The 22,371-nt window shown below is 63.4% G+C and carries 20 protein-coding genes; 8 read left to right on the top strand and 12 right to left on the bottom strand.

What is annotated here, in order from left to right; translation table 11 throughout:
- Positions 1-3 precede the first annotated feature (3 nt).
- Entirely contained in the window at positions 4-1,584 is a 1,581-nt protein-coding gene (gene xseA / locus VWZ85_RS20265; protein WP_416589491.1) for an exodeoxyribonuclease VII large subunit, read from the bottom strand.
- Positions 1,585-1,718: 134 nt separating this feature from the next.
- Here xseA and purD point away from each other — a divergent pair, with 134 nt between their 5' ends.
- The 3 genes from purD to VWZ85_RS20250 all read left to right on the top strand — a co-directional run bounded on the left by purD (position 1,719) and on the right by VWZ85_RS20250 (position 5,064).
- Positions 1,719-2,984 carry a phosphoribosylamine--glycine ligase gene (gene purD, locus VWZ85_RS20260; RefSeq protein ID WP_416554888.1) on the top strand — a complete coding sequence of 422 codons (1,266 nt, stop codon included), beginning with the start codon at positions 1,719-1,721 and terminating at the stop codon, positions 2,982-2,984.
- Positions 2,985-3,346: 362 nt separating this feature from the next.
- Positions 3,347-4,228, top strand: a complete 882-nt coding sequence (locus VWZ85_RS20255) for a bestrophin family protein (protein ID WP_416535058.1) — start codon at positions 3,347-3,349, stop codon at positions 4,226-4,228.
- 221 nt (positions 4,229-4,449) lie between these two features.
- Positions 4,450-5,064, top strand: a complete 615-nt coding sequence (locus tag VWZ85_RS20250; RefSeq protein ID WP_416535136.1) for a LuxR C-terminal-related transcriptional regulator — start codon at positions 4,450-4,452, stop codon at positions 5,062-5,064.
- Positions 5,065-5,374: 310 nt separating this feature from the next.
- On the opposite strand, the gene VWZ85_RS20245 is transcribed toward VWZ85_RS20250, so the two are convergent.
- The 3 genes from VWZ85_RS20245 to VWZ85_RS20235 form a co-directional block, all read right to left on the bottom strand.
- Entirely contained in the window at positions 5,375-7,150 is a 1,776-nt protein-coding gene (locus tag VWZ85_RS20245; protein ID WP_416589490.1) for a DUF1217 domain-containing protein, read from the bottom strand.
- Positions 7,151-7,341: 191 nt separating this feature from the next.
- The gene (locus VWZ85_RS20240; protein WP_416589489.1) at positions 7,342-8,211 is read right to left on the bottom strand and encodes an FG-GAP repeat domain-containing protein; all 870 of its coding nucleotides are present in this window, start codon (positions 8,209-8,211) and stop codon (positions 7,342-7,344) included.
- Positions 8,211-8,534, bottom strand: a complete 324-nt coding sequence (locus VWZ85_RS20235) for a 2Fe-2S iron-sulfur cluster-binding protein (protein WP_340546125.1) — start codon at positions 8,532-8,534, stop codon at positions 8,211-8,213. The genes VWZ85_RS20240 and VWZ85_RS20235 overlap by 1 nt, the downstream gene beginning before the upstream one ends.
- A 333-nt stretch (positions 8,535-8,867) precedes the next feature.
- On the opposite strand from VWZ85_RS20235, the gene VWZ85_RS20230 reads away from it, so the two are divergent.
- Positions 8,868-9,443, top strand: a complete 576-nt coding sequence (locus tag VWZ85_RS20230; RefSeq protein WP_416589488.1) for a peptidoglycan-binding domain-containing protein — start codon at positions 8,868-8,870, stop codon at positions 9,441-9,443.
- Between the two features lie 39 nt (positions 9,444-9,482).
- Entirely contained in the window at positions 9,483-10,235 is a 753-nt protein-coding gene (locus VWZ85_RS20225; protein WP_340546127.1) for a Crp/Fnr family transcriptional regulator, read from the top strand.
- Positions 10,236-10,852: 617 nt separating this feature from the next.
- Here the strand turns inward: VWZ85_RS20225 and VWZ85_RS20220 are convergent.
- The 7 genes from VWZ85_RS20220 to VWZ85_RS20190 all read right to left on the bottom strand — a co-directional run bounded on the left by VWZ85_RS20220 (position 10,853) and on the right by VWZ85_RS20190 (position 18,242).
- Positions 10,853-12,367, bottom strand: coding sequence for a Do family serine endopeptidase (locus tag VWZ85_RS20220; protein WP_416539086.1), 1,515 nt, complete (start codon positions 12,365-12,367; stop codon positions 10,853-10,855).
- Between the two features lie 255 nt (positions 12,368-12,622).
- Positions 12,623-13,513 carry a protease modulator HflC gene (gene hflC, locus VWZ85_RS20215; RefSeq protein ID WP_340546129.1) on the bottom strand — a complete coding sequence of 297 codons (891 nt, stop codon included), beginning with the start codon at positions 13,511-13,513 and terminating at the stop codon, positions 12,623-12,625.
- Positions 13,513-14,667, bottom strand: a complete 1,155-nt coding sequence (gene hflK, locus VWZ85_RS20210) for an FtsH protease activity modulator HflK (protein WP_061049028.1) — start codon at positions 14,665-14,667, stop codon at positions 13,513-13,515. Before hflK ends, hflC begins: the two co-directional genes overlap by 1 nt.
- 68 nt (positions 14,668-14,735) lie before the next feature.
- Positions 14,736-16,091 carry a glutathione-disulfide reductase gene (gor, locus tag VWZ85_RS20205; RefSeq protein ID WP_416589487.1) on the bottom strand — a complete coding sequence of 452 codons (1,356 nt, stop codon included), beginning with the start codon at positions 16,089-16,091 and terminating at the stop codon, positions 14,736-14,738.
- Positions 16,092-16,256: 165 nt separating this feature from the next.
- Positions 16,257-16,823, bottom strand: a complete 567-nt coding sequence (locus VWZ85_RS20200) for a hypothetical protein (protein WP_416539088.1) — start codon at positions 16,821-16,823, stop codon at positions 16,257-16,259.
- A 61-nt stretch (positions 16,824-16,884) separates the two neighbouring features.
- A complete protein-coding gene (rpiA, locus tag VWZ85_RS20195; protein WP_340546131.1) occupies positions 16,885-17,673 on the bottom strand; it encodes a ribose-5-phosphate isomerase RpiA in 789 nt (262 codons plus the stop codon).
- Positions 17,674-17,849: 176 nt separating this feature from the next.
- Positions 17,850-18,242 (bottom strand): hypothetical protein, encoded by a 393-nt coding sequence (locus VWZ85_RS20190; RefSeq protein ID WP_416546449.1) that lies wholly within the window; start codon positions 18,240-18,242, stop codon positions 17,850-17,852.
- A gap of 200 nt (positions 18,243-18,442) precedes the next feature.
- Between VWZ85_RS20190 and VWZ85_RS20185 the strand changes: the two genes are divergently transcribed.
- From VWZ85_RS20185 to VWZ85_RS20175, 3 genes are all read left to right on the top strand, one after another.
- Positions 18,443-19,174, top strand: a complete 732-nt coding sequence (locus VWZ85_RS20185; RefSeq protein ID WP_416589486.1) for a glutathione S-transferase family protein — start codon at positions 18,443-18,445, stop codon at positions 19,172-19,174.
- Positions 19,174-20,547 carry an L-serine ammonia-lyase gene (locus VWZ85_RS20180; RefSeq protein WP_416589485.1) on the top strand — a complete coding sequence of 458 codons (1,374 nt, stop codon included), beginning with the start codon at positions 19,174-19,176 and terminating at the stop codon, positions 20,545-20,547. Before VWZ85_RS20185 ends, VWZ85_RS20180 begins: the two co-directional genes overlap by 1 nt.
- A 109-nt stretch (positions 20,548-20,656) precedes the next feature.
- A complete protein-coding gene (locus tag VWZ85_RS20175) occupies positions 20,657-21,619 on the top strand; it encodes a DMT family transporter (RefSeq protein WP_340546135.1) in 963 nt (320 codons plus the stop codon).
- Positions 21,620-21,629: 10 nt separating this feature from the next.
- On the opposite strand, the gene VWZ85_RS20170 is transcribed toward VWZ85_RS20175, so the two are convergent.
- The gene (locus tag VWZ85_RS20170) at positions 21,630-22,292 is read right to left on the bottom strand and encodes a thiamine diphosphokinase (protein WP_416589484.1); all 663 of its coding nucleotides are present in this window, start codon (positions 22,290-22,292) and stop codon (positions 21,630-21,632) included.
- Positions 22,293-22,371 lie beyond the last annotated feature (79 nt).

The raw sequence follows: 22,371 nt of genomic DNA, 5'->3' as shown, positions 1-22,371 counted from the left end.
GGCTCAGAACAGGGAGCCTTGATCCCCCGGGTCTGATGTGTCGCTCTTCTGGCTGGTGGATTTGGACCGGTCGTCCGACGATGGCGCAACGGAGACCGCATCGGATATGACGGCAGGGGCTGCTTCGCCACCTGCGGTCGTTGTCACGGTTGGGGTCACCTCGATCTCGGCGTCGGCAAATTCGATATGAAGCCGCGCCTGCGATGCCGCCTCTGCGGCGCGGGTGATCACCGTCTCGCCGCTGCGCACCACCGCATAGCCGCGCCGCAGCGTGGCCTTGTAACTCAGAATATCCAGCTGACGCCCGGTTGCCTCCAGCCGTTGCCGCTGCCGGTCCAACCGCTGTGCCTGCACGGTATCGAGCCGCTGGACCAGCTGGCCGAGGCGGTCCTGCTGACGCGCAAGATCCTGCCGGATCGGGCGCAGGCTTAACCTTGAAGAGAGGTTGCGCAGCCGGTCGCCACGGGTGCTGACCAATTGGCGCAGGGTGCTGGGACGCAGCGCAGCTGCCGCCTCGCTCAGCCGCAGGCGGCGACGCTCAACCCCCCGGATCAGCGCATCGGGCAATTTGTCCCCCCACAGATCCAGCCGCTGACGCGGGGTTTCCAGCAATGTGTCGGGTTTGGGCAGCGCGCGGGCCAGATCATTGAGCCGCTGGCGCCGCTGCTGCACCGCCAGACCAGCAGACCGCACCAGCCGCGCGCCCTGATTTTCGGTCCAGCCCATCAGCTCCAGCCGCACCGGCACCGCCAGCTCTGCCGCCGCCGTCGGTGTCGGCGCCCGGCGGTCGGACACAAAATCAATCAGCGTGGTATCCGTCTCATGCCCCACGGCAGAGATCAGCGGAATCTGCGAGGCTGCGGCGGCGCGGGCGACGATTTCTTCGTTGAACCCCCAGAGATCCTCGATCGAGCCACCACCCCGGGCCACGATGATCAGATCGGGCCGCGGCAGCGCGCCGCCCGGTGTCAGCCGGTTGAAGCCGTCGATGGCGCGGGCCACCTCCGGTGCGCAGGCCTTGCCCTGCACGGCGACCGGCCAGACCAGCACCTTGCGCGGGAAGCGGTCGCGCAGCCGGTGCAGGATATCGCGGATCACCGCACCCGATGGCGACGTGACCACGCCGATGATCTGTGGCAGATAGGGCAGCGGCTTCTTGCGTTCCGGCGCAAACAGCCCCTCGGCCTCCAGCTGCATCTTGCGCTTTTCCAAGAGCGCCATCAGCGCTCCCTGCCCGGCAACCGCCACCTCGTCGACGTTCATGTTGTACTTGGACTGCCCGCCAAAGGCCGTCAGCCGACCGGTGACCACGACCTCCAGCCCCTCCTCCGGCACCACCGAAAGGCTGGAAATCTGCCCCTTCCAAGTGGTGCAGGCCAGCACCGAGCGGTCGTCCTTGATGTCATAGTAAAGATGCCCGGACCGCGCCTTGAATACCCGGCCCACCTCGCCGCGCACCCGGATCCGCCCGAAAGTGCCCTCCAGCGTGCGTTTCACCTCGCCGGAGATTTCCGAAACGGTGAATTCGGGGGCATTCTGCCCGGGCCGGTCAGCCGGGGTGGGATCGTCAAACAGGTCGGACATCGGCGGGCTGCTCTCCTGCGTCACAGGTGGTTCTTGTTTTGAAGTCGCGCGCAGCATAGAACCCGCCGCAAGCAAGGCAAGCCCCGGCAACCGCCGACGGCGCCATTGGTGCAGGCAGATCGGAGAACACGGACATGAACATCCTTATCCTCGGCAGTGGCGGGCGGGAACATGCGCTCGCCTGGGCGGTGATGCAGAACCCCAAATGTGACAAGCTGATCGTGGCACCGGGCAACGCGGGCATCGCCCAGATCGCCGATTGCGCCACCTTTGATATCGAGGACGGCGGCACGGTGGTGACCTTTGCCGAGGAAAACGCCATCGACTTCGTCATCGTCGGGCCCGAGGCACCGCTGGCCGCAGGTGTTGCCGACCGGCTGCGCGAGGCGGGCCTTCTCGTGTTCGGCCCCTCCGAGGCCGCAGCAAAACTGGAAGCCTCCAAAAGCTTCACCAAGGAAATCTGCGACGCGGCAAACGCCCCGACCGCAGGCTACGGCCATTTCACCGATGCGGACGCCGCCAAGGCGCATGTGCGCGAGCACGGCGTGCCGACAGTGGTAAAGGCCGACGGTCTGGCCGCAGGCAAGGGCGTCATCATCGCCATGACCGAGGAGGAGGCAATGGCGGCCATCGACGACATGTTCGGCGGCGTCTTCGGCGGTGCCGGCGCCGAGGTGGTGATCGAGGAATTCATGGAAGGCGAAGAGGCCTCCCTCTTCGTGCTGGTGGATGGCGAGGACGTGCTGGCAATCGGCTCCGCCCAAGACCACAAGCGCGTCGGCGAAGGCGACACCGGCCTCAATACCGGCGGCATGGGCGCCTATTCTCCCGCGCCGGTGCTGTCGGCTGAGGTCGAGACAAAGGCGATGGAAGAGATCGTGAAGCCCACCATGCGGGTGATGGCGGAACGCGGGATGCCCTATCAGGGCGTGCTCTATGCGGGTCTGATGATCAAGGACGGACAGCCCCGGCTGGTGGAATACAACGTCCGCTTTGGTGACCCGGAATGCCAGGTGCTGATGATGCGTCTCGGCGCCCAGGCGCTGGACCTGATGCAGGCCGCTGCCGAGGGCCGCCTGGGTGACGCGCAGGTGAACTGGGCCGATGACCATGCGATCACCGTGGTGATGGCGGCAGAGGGCTACCCCGGATCTTACGAAAAATTCACCGAGATCAAGGGCCTGGACGCGCTGCCCGAGGACAGCAGCAATATGGTCTTCCATGCGGGCACCAAGGAACAGGACGGCAAGGTGCTCGCCGTCGGCGGCCGGGTGCTGAACGTGACCGCCCGTGGCGCTTCACTGCAAGAGGCCCGCGACCGCGCCTATGCGATGGTGGAGGGTGTCAGCTGGCCGCAGGGCTTCTTCCGCCGCGACATCGGCTGGCGCGCGCTGAAGTAAGACCGGCCGAGCAGGCACTCCCGTCTGTTTCAGAACCATCACAGATGGCTCAACACAGTTGGGCATGGCCGGGCGCTGCTGCGCCCGGCGGCGCAAGCGGCAAGCCCCGACGCCCAGTGAGGATACCGCACACCGGGCTGTCCAGACCCGCCCGGTCGAATCCGACAGGACACCGCGCAAACTCCCCCCAGTCTGACGTTTTCGGCCACGTGCAGCGGTGGGGCGGGCCCTAGGTTGCAGGCGCGCCAAGGCGAGCCTCCCCTTTCGGGACCGGCACTCTCAGTTCCAGGTCTCGGATCCCCCGTCAGCCAGTTGCGCAATTGCCTTAGTCCCGCCTTTGAGCGAAGCGGAGTCCACTTTCGATGATCCTACGCGACAAACCCGGCCTGATGCAGCTGCTGTTTGCGCTGCGCGGCTCTGTCCTGCCCCGCATACTGCCCCGTATCCTCGGCCTCTCCGCCCTGTCGGCGCTGGTGCTGTGGATTGACGCCGATATCACCCGCCTGCCCCATACCAATGCCGCACCTTTTGCGGTCTTTGGCATCGCGCTCTCGCTGTTTCTGGGGTTTCGCAACAATGCCGCCTATGACCGCTGGTGGGAAGGTCGCAAGCTCTGGGGACAGCTGGTCGCGGACCTGCGCTGCCTCAGCCGTGAGGTGGACCTGTTTGTTGCCGACCCGCAGAGCCGACGCCGGATCCTGCGGCTGGCCCTTGCGTTTTTGCATCTGCACCGCATCAACCTGCGCAAAGAACGCGACACCAGCGCCGCAACCCGCTGGGCAGGCGACGATTTCACCACCGCGCCACATCCGCCCTGCGCAGCGCTCGACGCCCTTGCCGCGACGCTGGCCACAGCCGCCGACGATGGGTTTGCCCGCAAGGCGCTGGCCGAACGCACCGCCAGCATGGCGCTCGCTCAGGCGGGCTGCGAACGCATTGCCACCACGCCGCTGCCCTATGTTTATTCACTGCTGGTGTTTCGCACGACCTACCTCTATTGCCTGCTGCTGCCCTTTGCGCTGATCGACAGCGCGGGCTGGCTGACACCAATTTTCGTCGGCATTGTCGCCTATGTCTTCTTCGGCCTTGCGGAGGTGACCGAGGAGCTGTCTCACCCCTTTGGCGAAACGGTGAACGGCCTGCCGCTGGATGCCATCTGCCGGACCGTTGAACGCAGCCTGGCCCCAAAGCTGGGCGAGGAGGTACCGCCACCGCTGCAACCGATCGACTATTACCTCTCCTGACACCCCGACAGGATCAGCATGCCGGCTGGCAAGCACCTGTTTTCACGCTGCCTTCACTCCGCTAAGATCCTTGTAACAGCGACCGCACCCACTCCCGAAGGCTCAGCCCTGCCGCGGAGCTGCGGTCGCCGCGACAGGCAGGACATATGCAGGAACAGCAGGACCAGATGACGGCCAATAGCCAGCAGCCCCGCCCCGGCCTCGACGTCGGCACAGCGCCCATGGGCGATCCCGGCGTCGAGACGCTCGACCAGCTCTTTGCCACCCGTGACCTGATGCAGCTCGCCTATGATTTCCTGCCGGTGGGGATCGTTGTCACCGAAAACCGGGTCCTGCGCGACTGCAACCGGCGGTTCTGCGAGATGTTCGGCTACACCCGGCTGGACCTGCTCGATCAGCTCTTTGCCTTTCTCTACCCATCGCAGGAAGAATTTCTCAACCTGCGCAACCGGGGAAATGACACATTGGGAGCCGGCGCACCCTATTGGGACGAACGGGTGATGCGGCGCAAGGACGGCAGCCTGTTCTGGGTCCGGGTCCGTGGCCATAGCTTCACACCGCAAGAGCCGCTGGCACGCGCGGTCTGGAGCTTTGCCGATCTGTCCCGATCCCGGCCCTATCAGCCCCTGACCCGGCGCGAACGCGAGGTCTATTCGCTGCTGTGCGAAGGCAAGACCAGCAAGGAAATCGCCCGAAGTCTGGAGCTGAGCTACCGTACGGTCGAGGTTCATCGCGCCCGGCTGTTGAAGAAGGTCGGCGTCAGCAATACCGCCGCGCTTTTCTCCTCTCTGGGTGACATCGACGGCGCCCATGTTGTGGGCACGCCCAGCCCGTGACGGCGTGAAATGCGCTCGCAATCGCACCGGGGCCCGCAAGATCCAACCGCTGTCACGGGCTGGGCGCGGGTTGCTCCACCATAGCCCTCCCCGGTTCCGGTTCCGGTTCCGGTTCCGGTTCCGGTTCCGGCAAAGATCGCGCCTCATGCCGCCGAAGTCGATCACGGGGCCGAGCGTCGGCACAAATTCCGCAGGCGGGGCCGATCAGATCAGCCCGCGTCCCTGATCGTACCGGGTAAGGCGCCAATGTCACGAAGGGTGACCGCAGGGGCCGACACTGGCCCGGCACCTTTGTCGCAATGCCCGCGCGCTATCGGAACAGCGTGAAGACGGGATCGCTGAAGCCGCTCGACGCCAGATCACTGTTCAGCCCGCTCAGCAGCAGGAAGCGGTTTCTGAACTCGTCCAGCTTGTCAGGCTTCAGAAGATCCGCCGGATGGCTGGTGCCAAAAGACGACTGCGCACGTTCTTTCATTTCATCAACCTGGCGATCCACGTTCAGCTGGCCAAAGCTGGATGGCAGGCCCAATGCCGTCTCAAACACCGCTTTCAGCGGCGGTGAGCCGATGATGCCGAACCAATGGGCATCTTCGCTGCCACCGGCATCCGCGATCGCTTGCAGCTCGCGCTCCAAGGCAAGGGCAAGGCGCATGTTCGGGTCACTCTCCCCGATGGCGGCCTCAAAATTCCGATCATTGTATAGACCCGCGATCTCCTCAGCGAAACCCGCGGGATAGGTGCGGTCATTGGTACCGGGGTTAAAAGCAAAAGCATTTGCCATAGCCTTCAGGTTCGGATCCCGATGCAGGTTTGCATAAGAAATTTCGGAGGACAGATCGGACTCAAACGCCTTGATCATCACGTCAAAATCAAGCTGCCGCTCGCTAATGTTGAACACATCCAGCCCCGCCTCAAAGGCATCGAAATCAAACACGAACTGCCGTGGCAGCTCATAGTTCTCCAATTTGCCGTCGACCTCATCGGCCAGCACCTTCATCCGGCTTGGCGCGGTGGGCCATTCGTTTTGAAACGCCTCGGCAAAATTATAGAACGCAAGATTTCCGGGCTGATTCACAAAAGAGCTTGGGTCCGAGAGATCGGACTCCAGCACATCACGGATATAATCCTCGCCGGGGTTGCTCAGGTTGAACTGCTCCAGCGCATCCGCGAGCAGTTCAGGCTGAGACAGCAGCTCGTCGGGGCTGGTGAAACTGTTAATATCGGGGATCCCGAAACCAAAGGCGCGCGACATCGCCAGATAGCGCGGATCCTCCTGCTGGTTGACGGGCGATTCCGGATCATAGGGGTTTGATTCCAGCATCCGCTTGAGGAAGATCGAGTTGGTATATTCCAGATCGAAACTGTCCACGACTGCCTTCAGCAGATCCTCATTGGCCAGCAGCTCATCCGCATTGGCCGGACCATTGCCATCGTTCACGGCGAGGAATTCGCCCACCAGCGCCTCCATGCTGGTGCTGTAATCCGGCGGCCGGTTGAATTCGAACGCCTTGGCAAAATCCGCCAGTTTCGTATCGCTCAGCCGGTTCACAAAAGAGTTCGGATCGGTGGTATCGGATTCCAGGACCCGCATCAGAAAGAACTCGTTACCGGCGTATTTCTTCAGGCCAAAGTCATCCAGAGCCTGATTGAGCAGGGTCTGGTTCGACAGCAGATCCTCCGGGCTGGCGACCGTCACATAGGGTTTTTCTATGCTTGTGCTCGGCAGCTGCGGGCCGCTCTCACTGCCAAAGCCAAAGGTCTGCGCAAGACCAAGATAGCGGCTGTCGTTCAGCCGGTTGGCAAAAGAGGTGGGCTCAGACAGATCTGATTCCAGCACCTTCTTGATGAAGGCGCGGTTGTTGATGTCCTCTTCCAGACCAAAGGCGCCCAGGGCAACCTTCAGCACGTTATAGTCGCCGAGCAGCTGATCGGCGGTCTGGATATTGTCGATTTTCCGCGTGAAGTCCTGCACCGCGCGATCAATGATCGGCGATTTTTCAAAAATCTCCTGCTGCTGGGCGCGGGTTCGGTCCAGAAAATTCCATCCGGCGATACCGGTTCCCAGCACATAGGGTGAAAAGGTCACGCGCCTGTCTCCTGCTTGCAAACGGGTTCCGCCACCGGCTGCGACAGCGCAATCCGGGGGGTGTCTTGATCAAGAGAATACGCGCAAAGTGGTGAACAAATCTGCAACGCAGGGGCGCACTGCGGCAACAGCCGGCAAGAAAATAAACCCAACTTTACCGAAGCGGCGCCGAGCATCTGCCGCCTGCCCGCTCAGTCGGCCTGAACCGGCCCCTCGCACCGCAGCGCCGCCGCCAGACCCGTCGCAGGCGAATATGCACCAATTTCCCGGCTGATCACGCGACCTGCCACAAGGGTGCTGACCATGATCCGGCTCCACCCGGCGTCCACAGTCAGCAGCTGCGGGCCATCGCCGCAGTCCCGCAGCCCCGAGGTGATGAAACCCTCCCCGATGCGATGGTTCGTCAGCCCGGACCGCTGTGCGACGTGATGCAGCGCACCGTGGCGATAGCGCCAGATCCGTAGGGTTTTCGCCAGATGAGGACGGTCGATATAGGCGATCTCGATATGGCCGTCGCCATCCAGATCAGCCGCCGCGATCGGGGCCAGCCAGCGAAATCTCGTGCCGATATGCGGCGTCGCTGCCATCTTGCGCAGCGCCCCGTCATGCAGACCATAGATCGCCAGCTGCGCGCCCTTGTCCGGATCGCTTTCGACCACCACCACCTCCGGCAGCGCATCGCCCGTCACATCCCAGAGCCGTGGCGCCAGGTCCTCGAAGACCGCGCCAGCGACAGGCAGGGCCACACGATGGCGGGTGCCCCGGCTGTCCTGCACCACCAGGGCCGAATACTCGATATGATCGCCCAGCACCCCATGCGGATAATGCGCGGTGGGTGCGGCGAATTCAGCGCCCGTCAGCCGGAGCGGATCCTGCGCCGCCGCAGCCGAAACCAGTGCGGACAGCAGCCCGCCTGCACAGATCGCTCGCGCCAATGCGCCAGGAATGGCAGGGCCCGCCCCGGACCCCGCCCGCCACGGGCGCAGCGCCTGACCTGCGCGGCGTCGAGACAGGGGCCAGGCGCGCCACAGATGACGCCGCGCCTGCGGCCCCAGCCGCATCAGATCTGTTTTTCGGGCATATGCACCACGAGACCGTTCAGATCATCCGTCACCTTGATCTGGCAGGTCAGACGCGAGCGCGCGGGATCCGGCTCATAGGCGAAATCCAGCATATCCTCTTCCATGTCGTCCTTGGCGGGGAGCTTCTCAACCCAGGCGGCATCGACGTAGACATGGCAGGTCGAACAGGCGCAGGCGCCGCCGCAATCCGCTTCGATCCCGGGAATATTGTTGTCGCGCGCCCCTTCCATCACGGTCAGGCCATTGGCCACATCCACAACATGTTCGGCACCATTGTGTTCGACATAAGTGATCTTTGCCATCGTCAGCTGCATCCTTTTTCGCGTTGCGTCCGAGGTTGTAGCCAACCGCTGGCCACCGCGCCAGTCAGAAACCACCCGCGGGGCAAAACTCCTGCGCCGCGTTGCACCAGGCCCCCGCCCTCCCTGCGTCCTCCCCCTTTGGGTTGGTTGCCGGTCACGCGCCTTAGCTGAGCCGTCAGAGGATGGAACACCAACAGGCCCGGCGATAACGGGGCTTTGCGCTGGGGCGCGAACTGCGGTAGCCTAGCCCCGGATGCGCTCCGACGCGGGGCCATCCCGGCATCACGGCTGCCGGTATTTCGACACAGGTGTTTCGACACGGGGACTTTGTTCATGTCTGACCTCTTGCGCCCGCACGGGCCCTGGCTGGGGCAGGCCTTTTTGCGGCATATCTGCCGAGGCACAATCCTGCCGGCCACGGCGGGGCTGGTGGTGTTGCTTGCGGCCTGTACCGCGCCACAGACCGGTGGCAGCAGCCTGCAGGTGTCGCGCAATGCTCCCGCCGCCCCGCCCGGCGCTGCCCCCGGCAGCTGCTGGGGCACCCATACCACACCCGCCGTGATCGAAACCGTCACCGTTCAGGTGATGACCCGACCGGCCAGAACCGCCGCCGACGGGCAGGTGCTGGAACCGGCGCGGTTTCGCCGCGAGACCCGACAGGACATCGTGCGCCCGCGCCGCGAAAGCTGGTTTGAAACCCCCTGCCCGGTGGATATGACACCGCAATTCGTCGGCTCGGTCCAGCGTGCCCTGGCGGTGCGTGGCCTCTACCAAGGCCAGATCACCGGCATCCTGGATCGCGACACCCGCGCCGCCGTGCGCAAATTTCAGGAACGCGACGGGTTTGACAATGACCAGCTGTCACTGGTCAGCGCCCGCAGACTGGGGTTGGTAGCCGTTGAGAACTGATCCCCGCCCCGCCCCGTCCCCTAGCACCGAAGGTCTGATATGAGCCCATCGCCAGCCACCGGTGCCCTGCACAGTTCGGGCAGCTCCTCCGGCAACAGCACCGGTCGCGCGGCCTCCTCGGCCCGCCGCAAATGGCTGTTGCCCGACCGCGGGTTCCTCTCTGGTGCCTCCGACCGGTTGCTGGAAATGCTTGACAGCCAGGCCAGTGAAGTCCTCCTGCAGGCTGGCGAAGAACTGTTTGAACAGGGGGATGAGGGCGACGCGCTCTATGCCATCGTCAGTGGCGCGATTGAATTCTCCACCCTGTCCTCTGCCGGGCGCAAACTGTCGCTGGACATCATGCGCCCCGGTGCCGTCTTCGGCGAGATCGCCCTGTTTGACCCCGGCCCCCGCACCGCGACCGCAACCGCGCTGGAGCCCAGCCGCCTGCGCCGACTGCGCAGCGGCGACGTGCTCGCCAAGCTGCAACACCATCCCTCGCTCGCCGGAGATCTGCTGCGCCTCGCCGGTCAGCGGATGCGCTGGATGAACACGCAATACAGCGAACAGGTGTTTCTGCCGATGCCGGTGCGGCTGGCGCGCAAACTGCTGTATCTCACCACCGAAGGCGGCGACGGGCGGCTGTCGCTGTCACAGAGCGAGCTGGCTGAATTTGTCGGCGCCACCCGCGAGGCGGTCTCCAAAACCCTGTCGCAGTGGAAACGCAGCGATGTGATCGACATCAGCCGTGGCGGTCTTACCATCCGCGACCGGGCTGCGCTGCGGCTGCTGTCGGACCCCGACATCGGCTGACAAAGCCGCAGGCTCGGATCTCCGCAGGCCCCGGATCCTCCCCACGCACCTTTTCCCAAAGACTGCCCTCGCCAGCCGGGAAGCGCGCCGCGCGCGGGACCGGCAATCGGACAAATCTTAATCCATTGTGAACTGGGTTACAGACCAGACCGCTCCGGGCAGGGCATGGTCACGACAGGTTGCCGTTATCCGTTCCATCCCAACGGCATCCTGTCCCATCAAGAGCCATGTGTCACGGCACATGGCTCGACGGGACCCAGGGACATCCGCCGGGCGCAACCGGGGACCAATGCGCCATCTGGGGCGGCGGATATCTACGAACAGCTTGTTGGATCGAACAGAAGGTGCCTGGGGGGTGCCTGGGGTCATTGGACCCATGTGCAGACGCCTCCCGTCGGCGTGAGTCCGTGACACGCCGGACCTGTGGGCCGGGGGCAATTTCGCCACCCTGTGATGATCCACGCAAAAGGGCCGAGCATCCCTGCCCGGCCCTTTTGTTATTGTATCTGCTTGTTATGGTATCTGCCTTACGCGCACGTCAGGCGCCTGTCTGCGGCCTGTCTGTGGCAGGTGACCGGACAGATCGGGCCGCCCACCGACGGGCGGCCCTTGACGGATCACTCCGACAAGTTCAGCGCCACGAACCGCGGCTCACCGGCACGGCGCACCAGCAAGAGCAGCGACTTGCGACCGGCTTCCTTGGCTTCGTCGATACGCGCTTCCAGCTCGCTGATCGAGGTCAGTTTCTGCTGGCCCGCCTCGGTGATCAGATCGCCGGCACGCATGCCTTTTTCCCAGGCTTCCGAACTTTCATCTACCGAGGTGATCACCAGACCATCCATGCCATCGGGCACGTTCAGCTCGCTGCGCTGCTCATCGCTCAGACGGCTGACGGTCAGACCCAGCAGCTGTTTCTCCGCCGTATCCGGCGCGCTGTCATCACCAGCGGCAGGCGTGCTCTGGCGCTGCGCATCTTCGCGACGGCCAAGGGTCACCCGCAGGGTTTCAGTCTTGCCTTCGCGGAATACCCGCACCCGCACGGCTTTACCGACTTCGGTATTGCCGACCTGACGCACCAGACCGCGGGTGTCCTTCACATCAACCCCGTCAAAGGACAGGATGACATCACCTGCCAACAGGCCGGCCTCTTTCGCCGGGCCTTCCGGCACATCGGTCACCAGCGCGCCCTTGGCACTGTCCAGCCCCATTGCCTCGGCCACATCGGTGGTCACATCCTGAATGCGGACGCCCAGCCAGCCGCGGCGGGTTTCGCCGAACTCTTTCAGCTGGTTCACCACCTTGCTGACCACATTGGAAGCCATCGAGAAACCGATCCCAATCGAGCCGCCGTTGGGCGACAGGATCGCCGTGTTCACACCGACGACCTGACCATCCATGTTGAACAGAGGTCCGCCGGAGTTGCCCCGGTTGATCGCCGCATCGGTCTGGATGTAGTCGTCATAAGACCCCGACAGCTCGCGGTTGCGCGCTGACACGATCCCGGCAGACAGCGAGAAGCCCTGCCCCAGCGGGTTGCCCATCGCGACAACCCAGTCGCCAACGCGGGCCAGATCACTGTCGCCAAATTTGACAAAGGTCAGCGGCATCGGCGCATCGACCTTCAACAGCGCGATATCGGTGTTGGGGTCAGTGCCGACCACCTTTGCGGGCAGCGGCTGCGACGGCTGGCCTTCACCGGGGAAGAATTCGATCTCGATCTCATCAGCTTCTTCGATCACGTGGTTGTTGGTGACGATATAGCCATCTTCAGAAATCACAAACCCCGATCCCAGCGCCGAAGAGCGGCGCGGACGGTCGCCCTGATCGCCGTTGCGGTCCTGGAACTCCCGAAAGAAATCCTCAAAAGGTGAGCCCTCGGGCACGATGCCCTGCGGACCGGTGCGTCCCTCAACAACAGTTGTCGTGGTGATATTCACCACCGCCCGGCTCACCTTGTCGGCCAGCGGGGCCAGGCTTTCAGGCCGGGCCTGGGCGATGGCCACCTGCGCCAGCACCATCAGGGTGCTGATCATGGCCAGCCAGAGCAGGCGCCACTGCGTCGCCTGCCGCGCGGGGGCGCGGGCAAGGGCGCGGGCGCCGCTGATTGTGTTGTTCTTTGCCTGTGGCTGCACGAAACTACTCCTTAGTTGTCGCCATATTCCATATCCAGCGGCGGGCCTGGGCGGGCGGGCGCCTCTGGATCCGCTGCGGGTCATGGGCGTTAATGTAGTCTTTCCAAGAACCGTCACAACGAATGTTGCACGTATTCAATTCGAAGTGAAACCCGGTGAGCTGCCGCCGGGGAAGCTTTTACAGAAAAGGGGCCAGCCTCACGGCCAGCCCCTGTCTGATGTCTCGTCAATCCACGCAAAGCTTCTGCGGGCCGATCATTGCTGCGCAGCCGCTGCCGGTTTGCCGCTTGAGGATTTCAGATAGTTGAAAAACTCATTGTTCGGCGACAGCACCATGGTGGAGTTCCCGGCCTGCAACGAGGTCGCATAGGCATTGAGCGAACGGTAGAATTCAAAGAACTCCGGGTCCGCGCCATAAGCCTGCGCAAAGATCGCGTTGCGTTCGGCGTCCGCTTCACCGCGGATGATCTCCGCTTCGCGCTGCGCATCTGAGACCAGCTCAACCACGGTCCGGTCAGCCTGCGCCCGGATCCGCTGGGCGGCCTCGTTACCACGGGCACGCTCATCGGTCGCTTCGCGCACACGCTCCGCCCGCATCCGCTCAAAGGTCGCGTCGAGGTTTTCGGTGGGCAGGTCGGTCCGCTTCAGCCGCACGTCGATGATGGTGATCCCCAATGAACGGGCATCGCTGATAGCCCCGTTGCGGATCCGCAGCATCAGCGCCGCCCGGTCCGAGGACAGGATGTCGTTTGAGCTGACAGAGCCGAGGATCTCACGGGTTTGCGCCCGCAGGATCGAGTCCAGCCTGTTTTCAGCCGTTGCGATACCACCGGCACCCACCGCCTGACGGAACCGGTTCACATCGGTGATCCGATAGCGGGCAAAGGCATCTACCACCAGACGGCGGTCATCCGACGGGGTGATTTCCAGCGGGTCGATATCCCGGCTCAGAATGCGGTCGTCATAACGCACCACTTCCTGGATCAGCGGGATCTTAAACGCCAGCCCCGGCTCTTCCTTGACCGAGACAACCCGGCCAAACTGCAGAACCAGCGCCTTTTCGCGCTCGTCGACGATGAACACCGACGACAGTGCCGTGATCGCCACAATCACCAGCGCGGGCAGCAAGAGAGTTGATTTACGCATCAGTTGCTTCCTCCACGGCGCAGTTCATTAAGCGGCAGATATGGCACCACGCCCTGTCCTTCGCCGGTTTGCTCATCCAGGATGATCTTGTCGACGCGGCTCAGCACCTTCTCCATGGTCTCGATATAAAGACGTTTGCGGGTCACATCCGGGGCCTTTTCATATTCGGTCAGAACCGCAGAGAAACGGCTGGCTTCACCCTGGGCTTCGTTCACGACACGTGCACGATACCCTTCGGCTTTCTCCAGCAGTTCCGCCGCCTGACCACGGGCCTCGGCCAGCGCGTTGTTGGCATAGGCATCCGCTTCGTTCTGGCGCCGGTCACGTTCCTGTTCAGCCGCCTGAACATCCCGGAACGCCGCGATCACCGATGCGGGCGGGTCGGCCTTGTCAAAGTTCACCCGGATGATGTTGATCCCACTGTCATAGTCATCCAGCGTGAACTGGATCAGATCCTGCAAACGCGAGGCAATCGCGCCCCGGTCCCGGTTCAGGATCGGCGCCAGCTCGGACTGGGCGATAATCTCGCGCATTGCCGATTCCGACACCGCGCGGATCGTGGTGCGGGCATCGCGCAGGTTGAACAGGTATTTCGCCGGATCATTGATGTTCCAGACCACCTGAAAGTCGATATCGACGATGTTCTCGTCGCCGGTCAGCATCAGCCCTGCATCGGAGCTGATACCGCCACCGACGCCGATGTCTTCGGTCTGTTCACGGGTCACCGGCAGGATTTCCTTGGTCACCAGCGGCCAGGGCGCGAAGTTCAGGCCCGGCTGCCCGGTTGCGGAATACTCCCCAAGGAACAGCTCAACCGACTGTTCTTCCGGCTTCACGGTGTAAAAGCTGGCAAAAGCCCAGAAGCCAACCGCAGCCAGCGCGCCCAGCGCAAGGGTGCCCTTGGTCAGCTGCGGGCCACCGCCGCCGCCAGCACCACCGCGACCGCCGCCGCCGGTGCCACCACCGCGACCGCCCATCAGAACGCGCAGCTGCTCCTGGCCTTTCTTGACCAGCTCGTCGATCTCGGGGATCTGACCTTCATCAGGACGACGTCCGCCACCCCGGTTGTCGTCACCGCCCTGGTTGTTGCCTCTGTTGCCTGAGCCGCCAGAAGAGCCGCCGCCCCCCCAGGGGCCACCATTATTGCCCGCCATATGTGTCCAATCCCTATCTTGCCGCCCATCGCGGCTTGGTGTTCTACCTGTGTGTTCTGCCTGAAAAATCAAGCCGTCCGCACCGGTGTCTTCATCGTGACCAGCTCTTCCGACATCGTCGGATGCACCGCCACGGTGCGATCAAAGTCTTCTTTTGTTGCGCCCATTTTTACGGCGATGCCAGCCAGCTGGATCATTTCACCCGCACCGGGGGCGACAATATGACATCCCAGCACCTTGCGCGTGGCCTTGGAGACGATCAGCTTCATCAGCACCCGCTGCGCCCGCCCGGCAAAGGCCTGCTGCATCGGCTTGAAGGAGGTCGCATAGACCTCGATCTCCTCCTGCTCTGCCGCCGCTTCCTCGCTCAGCCCCACGGTGCCCATTTCCGGCTGGGTGAAGATCGCCGTCGGAATAAGGTCATGGTCCGGGCTGGTCGGATTGCCGTTGAACACCGTCTCGACAAAGGCCATGCCCTCGCGGATGGCGACCGGTGTCAGGTTCACCCGGTTGGTCACATCCCCCACCGCATAGATCGAGGGCACGCCAGTCTGGCTGTACTGGTCAACCACGATGGCGCCCGCGCGATCACGGGCAACGCCGAGATCCTCCAGGCCGAGGTTGTCGGCATTGGGACTGCGTCCGGTGGCGAACATCACCTGATCGAACAGGGTCTCATCGCCATTGGTCGCTTTCACCCAGATCTTGTCGCCCTCTTTGCGCATCTCCAGCACATTGGTGCCCAGATGCAGATCAATACCGGACTGGCACATCTCTTCGGAGATCAGCCCGCGTGCCTCATCATCAAAGCCGCGCAGGATCTGCGCACCGCGATAATACTGCGTGGTCTTGACCCCCAGCCCGTTCATGATGCCGGCAAATTCGCAGGCGATATAGCCACCGCCGACAATCAGCATGGTTTCGGGCAGTTTCTCCAGATGGAAGATCTCATTCGAGGTGATCGCCAGCTCCGAGCCGGGGAACTCCGGCGTGATCGGCCAGCCACCGGTGGCAATCAGGATATGTTTTGCCGTCTTGCGGGTGCCATCGGCCAGTTCGACCGTATGGGCATCCGCCAGTTTGGCACGCTGATCAAAGGTCTCGACCTCGTTGTTCTTCAGGATGTTCCGATAGATCCCTTCCAGCCGGTCCAGCTCGGCGTGCAGTTTGGTCTTGAACCGATCCCAGTCAAAGCTGCCGGGCGACAGATCCCAGCCATAGGCCTGCGCGTCCTCGACCATCCCTGCGTATTCGCTGGCAAACACCATCAGCTTCTTCGGCACACAGCCCCGGATCACACAGGTGCCGCCGTAACGGTCTTCCTCGGCCAGCGCCACCTTCACGCCCTGCTGCGCAGCCACCCGCGCCGCACGCACCCCACCGGAGCCGCCGCCGATAACAAAGAGATCGTAATCAAAGCTCATATAAGTCGCCCTTCTCATATCTTGCGCGAGGTATCCCATAGCGCAGAGGTAATTGCCAGTCTCGCAGGTGGGGACACTGCGCCCTGATTGTTATGCCCAAGGGCGGTTTAGTCGCGAAACCGTGAAAAGCGCGTGAAGAGACCGAGACGCTTGTGACAAAGCAGTCTAATCTACAACCGCCTTGCCGCAAGACGAGGACCAATCCGGCCAGTACGAGGCGAACGCAGCCTGAAACCGCCGTGTTTCAATTGTATCAGCGTTTTCCAATGGGCATCGAAGTTTGGTCAATGAGCCGTCTTCAGCGCGCACGAGAATCGACGCATACCGGTATCGCCGAAAGGGCACGAGACGCAGATCCGATGGCTTTTCCTGAACAGCGACAACTCTCGACCAAGGGATCCTAGCGGAGGATGAGCAGAGGCCCGTGCGTGTCGTAATTCCCTTTGCAGAGACCTCTGCCCAGCTGAGAGGGATCCCATCCCACAGAAAGCACAAAAGCGTCAGCAAATACAGATAGGTCAACGGCGCTAGGTAAGGGACCTCGAAATCGGGCTGATCCAGCACCCACCAATTGTTTTTCTGCGACACCGAAGCGATGAGCAGTGCAAGCGAGAACACAAGGAACGGTGTTGCCGGGACACGCAGCCTCACCGACAGGGAAACCGGCCGGTCCCACGTCTCAGGATCGGCAGCCGATATGTTAGATGTGGTTTGCATGTCGGTGGTCGTCATATGGTTCCAGATATCGCGGTGGCCGACAAAAGCCCAGCCGTCTGGCCCTATCCGTTGCACCTCAATCCATCAGATCCGTGAACAGATTCTCGGTCTCGACAAAATCCAGCCGGTCGATTTCCACCGTGCCCTCATTGATGTCGCGCACCTCGACCCTGCCATCGCCATAGCCGACCACCACGGTGTCACAGATATCGACGAACAGCCCGTTCTCGACCACGCCGGGGATCTGGTTCAGCACCAGCGCCATCTGCCGCACATTGCCGATCCGGTTGAGATGCAGATCCAGAATATGGTTGCCCTCATCGGTCACCAGCGCCGCATCGCCGTTCATCCGCAGCGTTGTCTTGCGGCCCATCACGTCCATCGCCACCAGTGTCTCCTCCAGCAGCGCCTGCGTGGTCTGCCAGCCAAAGGGGATCACCTCCACCGGCAAGGGAAAGGCGCCGAGCGTCTCGACTTCCTTGGCCTTGTCGGCGATCACCACCATCCGGTCCGAAGCAGTGGCGACGATCTTTTCCTGCAACAGCGCACCGCCGCCCCCCTTGATCAGGTTCAGATCCCGGTCGAACTCATCAGCGCCGTCAATGGTCAGATCCAGCCATTTCGCCTCATCCAGCGAGACCACCTCAATGCCCACTTCCAGCGCCAGCTCCGCCGTACGGCGCGAGGTCGGCACGCCCTTGATCCGCAGCCCGTCGGTCTGCACCATCTCACCCAGACAACGCACCAGCCAGGCCGCCGTCGACCCGGTCCCGAGACCAACCCGCATCCCGTCCTCGACCATCTCCGCTGCCCGTTTGGCGGCAACGAACTTGGCCTTGTCGATAGGCGATAGTTCTCCTGTCATGGCAGCATCTCCCTGAAGCTATCTTCTGGTGGTATAAGCCTAATCCGCCCCCGGCGCGAGAGGCCAGCGCCCGCGCGCACGATTTCGCAACACGGGCATAAAATGCAGTACCAAAATACGGGCAGAAAAACGGGCACGATACCCGGCAGGATATTTGGCCAGATAATCGCGGCAGGTCAGCGCGATGTGCTCAGGATCTCGGCAAGCGTCGCGTAATCCTCCCGGTAGTCGAAGGATCCGAACTGCCCGCCGATCCGCACCGCCAGATAGAACAGCACACTCAACAGCAGGGCCGCCGGCACCGTCACCAGCGCCAGGGGCCAGCGCTGTGTCACCGCGTCATGCAGCATCGCGACAAAGAACTTCCAGTCGCAGCGCGCCCGGTCCCAGCGATCACCGCCCACCGCATAGCCGAAATCATGGTGCCGCCAGCTGGCATCGCAGAAAAACCAGCTTGCGGTGTCGGTAATCAGCGCCCGCAGGCGATCCGGCAGCCAATAGGGGCCAACCCCATTGCCGAACCGCAGTTTCTGGGCCTCTGTCAGGTCATCAAAAGAAGGGCGCGACATCCGCTCTCACCTGTTTATCCTTGCAGCCAATTCCGCATATTGCGCCGCACAGTAGGATCACGGATATCGGGAATTCAACCGTCCGGCGCATCATTCGCGCCGCCACCTGTGCCAGCTTCTGCGCAAACTGCGTGTTTCCTATTGGAAACGTCGGAAACGGGCGTTACCCATGGCGGCGGAGATCTTAGAATGGTTCCACGATGGACAAGTATCGCCTGCATTACGCCCCCGACAATGCCTCGCTGGTGATCCGGCTGGCGCTGGAAGAGATGGGCCTCAGCTATGACACCGCGCTGGTCGACCGCCGCGCCGGTGCGCAGAATGGCGCTGCCTATCGTGCGCTCAACCCCACCGGGCTGATCCCGGTGCTGGAGACCCCCGACGGTGCGATCTTTGAAACCGCCGCCATCCTGCTGTGGCTGGGCGACACACACCCCGAGACCGCGCTGGTGCCCGCCCCCGACAGCCCGCAGCGCGCCGCCTTCCTGAAGTGGCTGTTTCATGCCTCCAAGACGCTTCATGCCGATCTGCGCATGTTGTTCTATCCTGAAAAATACATCGGTGCGGCGCCGGACGACCAGCGCCGGCTTCAGGCCATGCTAAAGGTCCGCATCGCGACGCATCTGCGCAATCTGGACGCCGCCTGCGCAACCGTGCCGACCCTGTTCATCGGTCCCTCCGCCAGCGATGATCGCGCCGGTCCCAGCGCACTTGCGCTCTATCTGGCCTGTATGATGCGCTGGATGGCGCTCTATCCGCGCAACAGCGACCGCAGCTGGTTCCGGCTGAGCGACACCCCGGACCTCGCCCGGCTGCTCTCCCGGCTTGAGACCCGCGCCAGCACAGTTTCTGCCGCCGGGGCCGAAGGCCTTGGCCCGACCCCGTTTACACAGCCACATCTCGCGCAGCCGCCAGAAGGATCAGCGACCTAATGTTTCTCTCCGTCTTCGACATGTTCAAAGTGGGCATTGGCCCGTCCTCCTCTCACACGATGGGGCCGATGGTGGCCGCCGCGAAGTTTCTGGACCTGATGCGCGCCTCGCCCTTCGACTTTCACGGGCTGCGCGCCTCGCTGCATGGCTCGCTTGCCTTCACCGGTGTCGGCCATGCCACCGACCGCGCCACCATCCTCGGGCTTGGCGGTTTTGTCGCTCATGACTATGACGACGCCAAAGCCGAGGCCTTTCTGGCGGAGCTGGACAAGACCCATAAAATGCACCCCGAGGGTCTGGGCGCGCTGCATTTCGACCCCAAGGCCGACATGATCTTCGATTATGATCACGCCCTGCCGGGCCACGCCAACGGCATGATCCTGATGGCCACCGATGCCCAGGGCGACGTGATCCTGAAACAGGTCTACTACTCCATTGGCGGCGGCTTTGTCCTCACCGAGGAAGAGCTGACCGCAGGCAAGGCCACCGACGAAGGCGATCCCGTCCCCTACCCGTTCAAATCCGCAGCCGAAATGCTGGAGATGGCCAAGGCCAGCGGCAAATCCATCGCCCAGATGAAACGCGCCAACGAAATCGCGCGCGGCTGCGAAGAGAGCCTTACCAAAGGCACCGCCCGCATCTGGCAGGTGATGAACGACTGTATCAACCGCGGACTGGAGCGCGACGGCATCCTGCCCGGCGGCCTCAAGGTGCGCCGCCGCGCCAAGGGCATTCACGATGCGCTGCTGGCTGAACGCGGCATGAACATCAACGCGCCGCACACCATCAATGACTGGATGAGCGTCTATGCGATGGCGGTGAACGAGGAAAACGCCGCCGGCGGTCAGGTCGTGACCGCCCCCACCAATGGCGCCGCAGGCACCCTGCCGGCGGTGATCCGCTACTATCTCGACCACGTACCGGGCGCGTCCGAATCCCATGTTGAGGATTTCCTGCTGACCGCCGCCGCCATTGCCGGGCTGGTCAAATACAACGCGTCCATTTCCGGCGCCGAGGCCGGCTGCCAGGCAGAGGTTGGCTCCGCCGCCGCGATGTCGGCCGCAGGTCTCTGTGCGGTGATGGGCGGCACGCCCGAACAGGTGGAAAACGCCGCCGAGATCGCGCTGGAGCATCACCTCGGGATGACCTGCGATCCGGTCAAAGGCCTGGTCCAGGTCCCCTGCATCGAGCGCAACGGTCTGGCGGCGATCAAGGCGGTCTCCGCCGCGTCGCTGGCCCTGCGCGGCGACGGCCAGCACTTCGTGCCGCTGGACGCCTGTATCGAGACCATGCGCCAGACCGGCGCCGACATGCACGACAAATACAAGGAAACCTCCCTCGGCGGCCTCGCCGTGAACGTGCCGAACTGCTGAACCATAATCCCACAGGATCGGGCCCATAGCGGCCCGGTCCACGCAGGGGTTTCGCAGCCGGGTTCAACCCCTACTTGCATCCCCCCGCCACCACGCCTAGCGTGGCGTTATGACTCATGACCGCCCCTCACTAGGCATCCTGCTCATGCTCGGCTTCTGTATCGTCGCCCCCTTGGGTGACGCGGTGGCCAAACTGCTGGGCGCTCATATCCCCTTGGGGCAGCTGCTGTTTGTCCGCTTTGCCGCGCAGGTCCTGCTGCTGGTGCCGCTGATCTGGGCCACAGGGCGCCTGTGGCGGATGCGGGGCCGCGTGCTCTGGCTTACCTTCCTGCGCACGCTGCTGCATATCGCGGGCATCGGCGCGATGTTCACCGGCCTCAAATACCTGCCGCTTGCGGATGCGGTGGCCATCGCCTTTGTGATGCCCTTCATCATGCTGCTTCTGGGCAAATACGTACTTGGCGAAGAGGTCGGCATGATGCGCCTCTTGGCCTGCATCGTCGGTTTTGGCGGCACGCTTCTGGTCATTCAGCCCAGCTTTGCCGCCGTTGGCCTGCATGCGCTCTGGCCCCTGATGGTCGCCGTGGTCTTTGCCCTGTTCATGCTGGTCACCCGCCAGATCGCCAAGGACACCGATCCGGTTGGCCTTCAGGCGGTCTCCGGCACCATGGCCTGTGTCATGCTGCTGCCGGTGCTGCTGCTGGGACAGGTCACGGACATCCCCGCCCTGTCGCTGGTGACGCCAAGCGCCGAACAATGGGGGCTGCTGGCCGCCATCGGCAGCCTCGGCACCGCCGCCCATCTGCTGATGACCTGGAGCCTGCGTTACGCGCCTGCCGCGACTCTCGCCTCGATGCAATATCTGGAGATTCCGGTGGCCGCACTGTTTGGCTGGTGGATCTTTGCCGACCTGCCCAATGGCATTGCCGCCCTAGGGATTGTGATCACCGTTGCGGCCGGTCTCTTCGTGATCCTGCGCGAGCGTCAGATCCAATCCCGCAAGAGTGCCGCCGAGCGGGCTGCGCTGCTCACCCGCGACCCGCCCATCGCGCCGGAACAGCCGGCCGTCTGACCCGCCAGCCTCAGCCAGCAGCCAGCGCACCCACCACCACGCCCAGCCGCGCCCGTGGCAGGATCACCAGCAGCCCCGGCCCATCGGCCCGGATCCGAACCGGCCCCGTCGCCCGGTTGGAGGTCCCGACCCGCGCCATCGGATCCAGCTGCAAGCCCTCGATGGGCCATTCCAGCCCCTCCGACCAGCCGCTCACCCGCTGCATCGGAAACAGCGAGACCACCTCCCCCGCCACCAGCGGCAGGGCGATCTCGCCGCGCAGATGAAACACCACCTCCTGCGGCCCCAGCAGCACGCAGGGGCTGGGATGTGGCTGCATCAGTGTATTGAACCCGGCCAGCTGATGGTCAATCCGCCCGCCCAGAAACCCGACCCCCAGCACCACCGGCGCAGTGATCGCGCGCAGCGCCTTGTCGAAATCCGTCGTGGTCTGCTCGGCCACATGGTGCAGCGTGCCGGGGGCGAGCTGCGCCTGCACATCCGCCGACAGCGAATCCAGATCGCCAATGACGGCGACCGGCCGATGCCCCGCCGCCAGCGCATGGGCTGCGCCGCCATCCGCCGCCACCAGCACCGGTGCCAGCGCCAGCGCCGCCTCCAGATCCCCGGGATCCACCGCGCCCGCCCCGACCAGGGTTACCGGCTCAAACCGTTCAACAATCAGCTCTTTCATGCTGGGATTACTCGCAGAAAAGGAAACAGACCACAATGTGGACACAAAATGATACGATCAATTGCACGGATTCGGGCGC

This window comes from Phaeobacter sp. JH20_29 (assembly GCF_048056175.1).
GTDB lineage: Bacteria > Pseudomonadota > Alphaproteobacteria > Rhodobacterales > Rhodobacteraceae > Phaeobacter > Phaeobacter bryozoorum.
Note: the sequence above shows the minus strand (reverse complement) of the source record. Positions and strands in the feature narration are given on the sequence as shown.

Bases quoted from the DNA above. Each gene is read 5' to 3' on its own strand.
- xseA (WP_416589491.1), bottom strand. From the start codon at position 1,584: ATGTCCGACCTGTTTGACGATCCCACCCCGGCTGACCGGCCCGGGCAG.
- purD (WP_416554888.1), top strand. From the start codon at position 1,719: ATGAACATCCTTATCCTCGGCAGTGGCGGGCGGGAACATGCGCTCGCC.
- VWZ85_RS20255 (WP_416535058.1), top strand. From the start codon at position 3,347: ATGATCCTACGCGACAAACCCGGCCTGATGCAGCTGCTGTTTGCGCTG.
- VWZ85_RS20250 (WP_416535136.1), top strand. From the start codon at position 4,450: ATGGGCGATCCCGGCGTCGAGACGCTCGACCAGCTCTTTGCCACCCGT.
- VWZ85_RS20240 (WP_416589489.1), bottom strand. From the start codon at position 8,211: ATGCGGCTGGGGCCGCAGGCGCGGCGTCATCTGTGGCGCGCCTGGCCC.
- VWZ85_RS20235 (WP_340546125.1), bottom strand. From the start codon at position 8,534: ATGGCAAAGATCACTTATGTCGAACACAATGGTGCCGAACATGTTGTG.
- VWZ85_RS20230 (WP_416589488.1), top strand. From the start codon at position 8,868: ATGTCTGACCTCTTGCGCCCGCACGGGCCCTGGCTGGGGCAGGCCTTT.
- VWZ85_RS20225 (WP_340546127.1), top strand. From the start codon at position 9,483: ATGAGCCCATCGCCAGCCACCGGTGCCCTGCACAGTTCGGGCAGCTCC.
- hflC (WP_340546129.1), bottom strand. From the start codon at position 13,513: ATGCGTAAATCAACTCTCTTGCTGCCCGCGCTGGTGATTGTGGCGATC.
- hflK (WP_061049028.1), bottom strand. From the start codon at position 14,667: ATGGCGGGCAATAATGGTGGCCCCTGGGGGGGCGGCGGCTCTTCTGGC.
- gor (WP_416589487.1), bottom strand. From the start codon at position 16,091: ATGAGCTTTGATTACGATCTCTTTGTTATCGGCGGCGGCTCCGGTGGG.
- VWZ85_RS20200 (WP_416539088.1), bottom strand. From the start codon at position 16,823: ATGACGACCACCGACATGCAAACCACATCTAACATATCGGCTGCCGAT.
- rpiA (WP_340546131.1), bottom strand. From the start codon at position 17,673: ATGACAGGAGAACTATCGCCTATCGACAAGGCCAAGTTCGTTGCCGCC.
- VWZ85_RS20190 (WP_416546449.1), bottom strand. From the start codon at position 18,242: ATGTCGCGCCCTTCTTTTGATGACCTGACAGAGGCCCAGAAACTGCGG.
- VWZ85_RS20185 (WP_416589486.1), top strand. From the start codon at position 18,443: ATGGACAAGTATCGCCTGCATTACGCCCCCGACAATGCCTCGCTGGTG.
- VWZ85_RS20180 (WP_416589485.1), top strand. From the start codon at position 19,174: ATGTTTCTCTCCGTCTTCGACATGTTCAAAGTGGGCATTGGCCCGTCC.
- VWZ85_RS20175 (WP_340546135.1), top strand. From the start codon at position 20,657: ATGACTCATGACCGCCCCTCACTAGGCATCCTGCTCATGCTCGGCTTC.
- VWZ85_RS20170 (WP_416589484.1), bottom strand. From the start codon at position 22,292: ATGAAAGAGCTGATTGTTGAACGGTTTGAGCCGGTAACCCTGGTCGGG.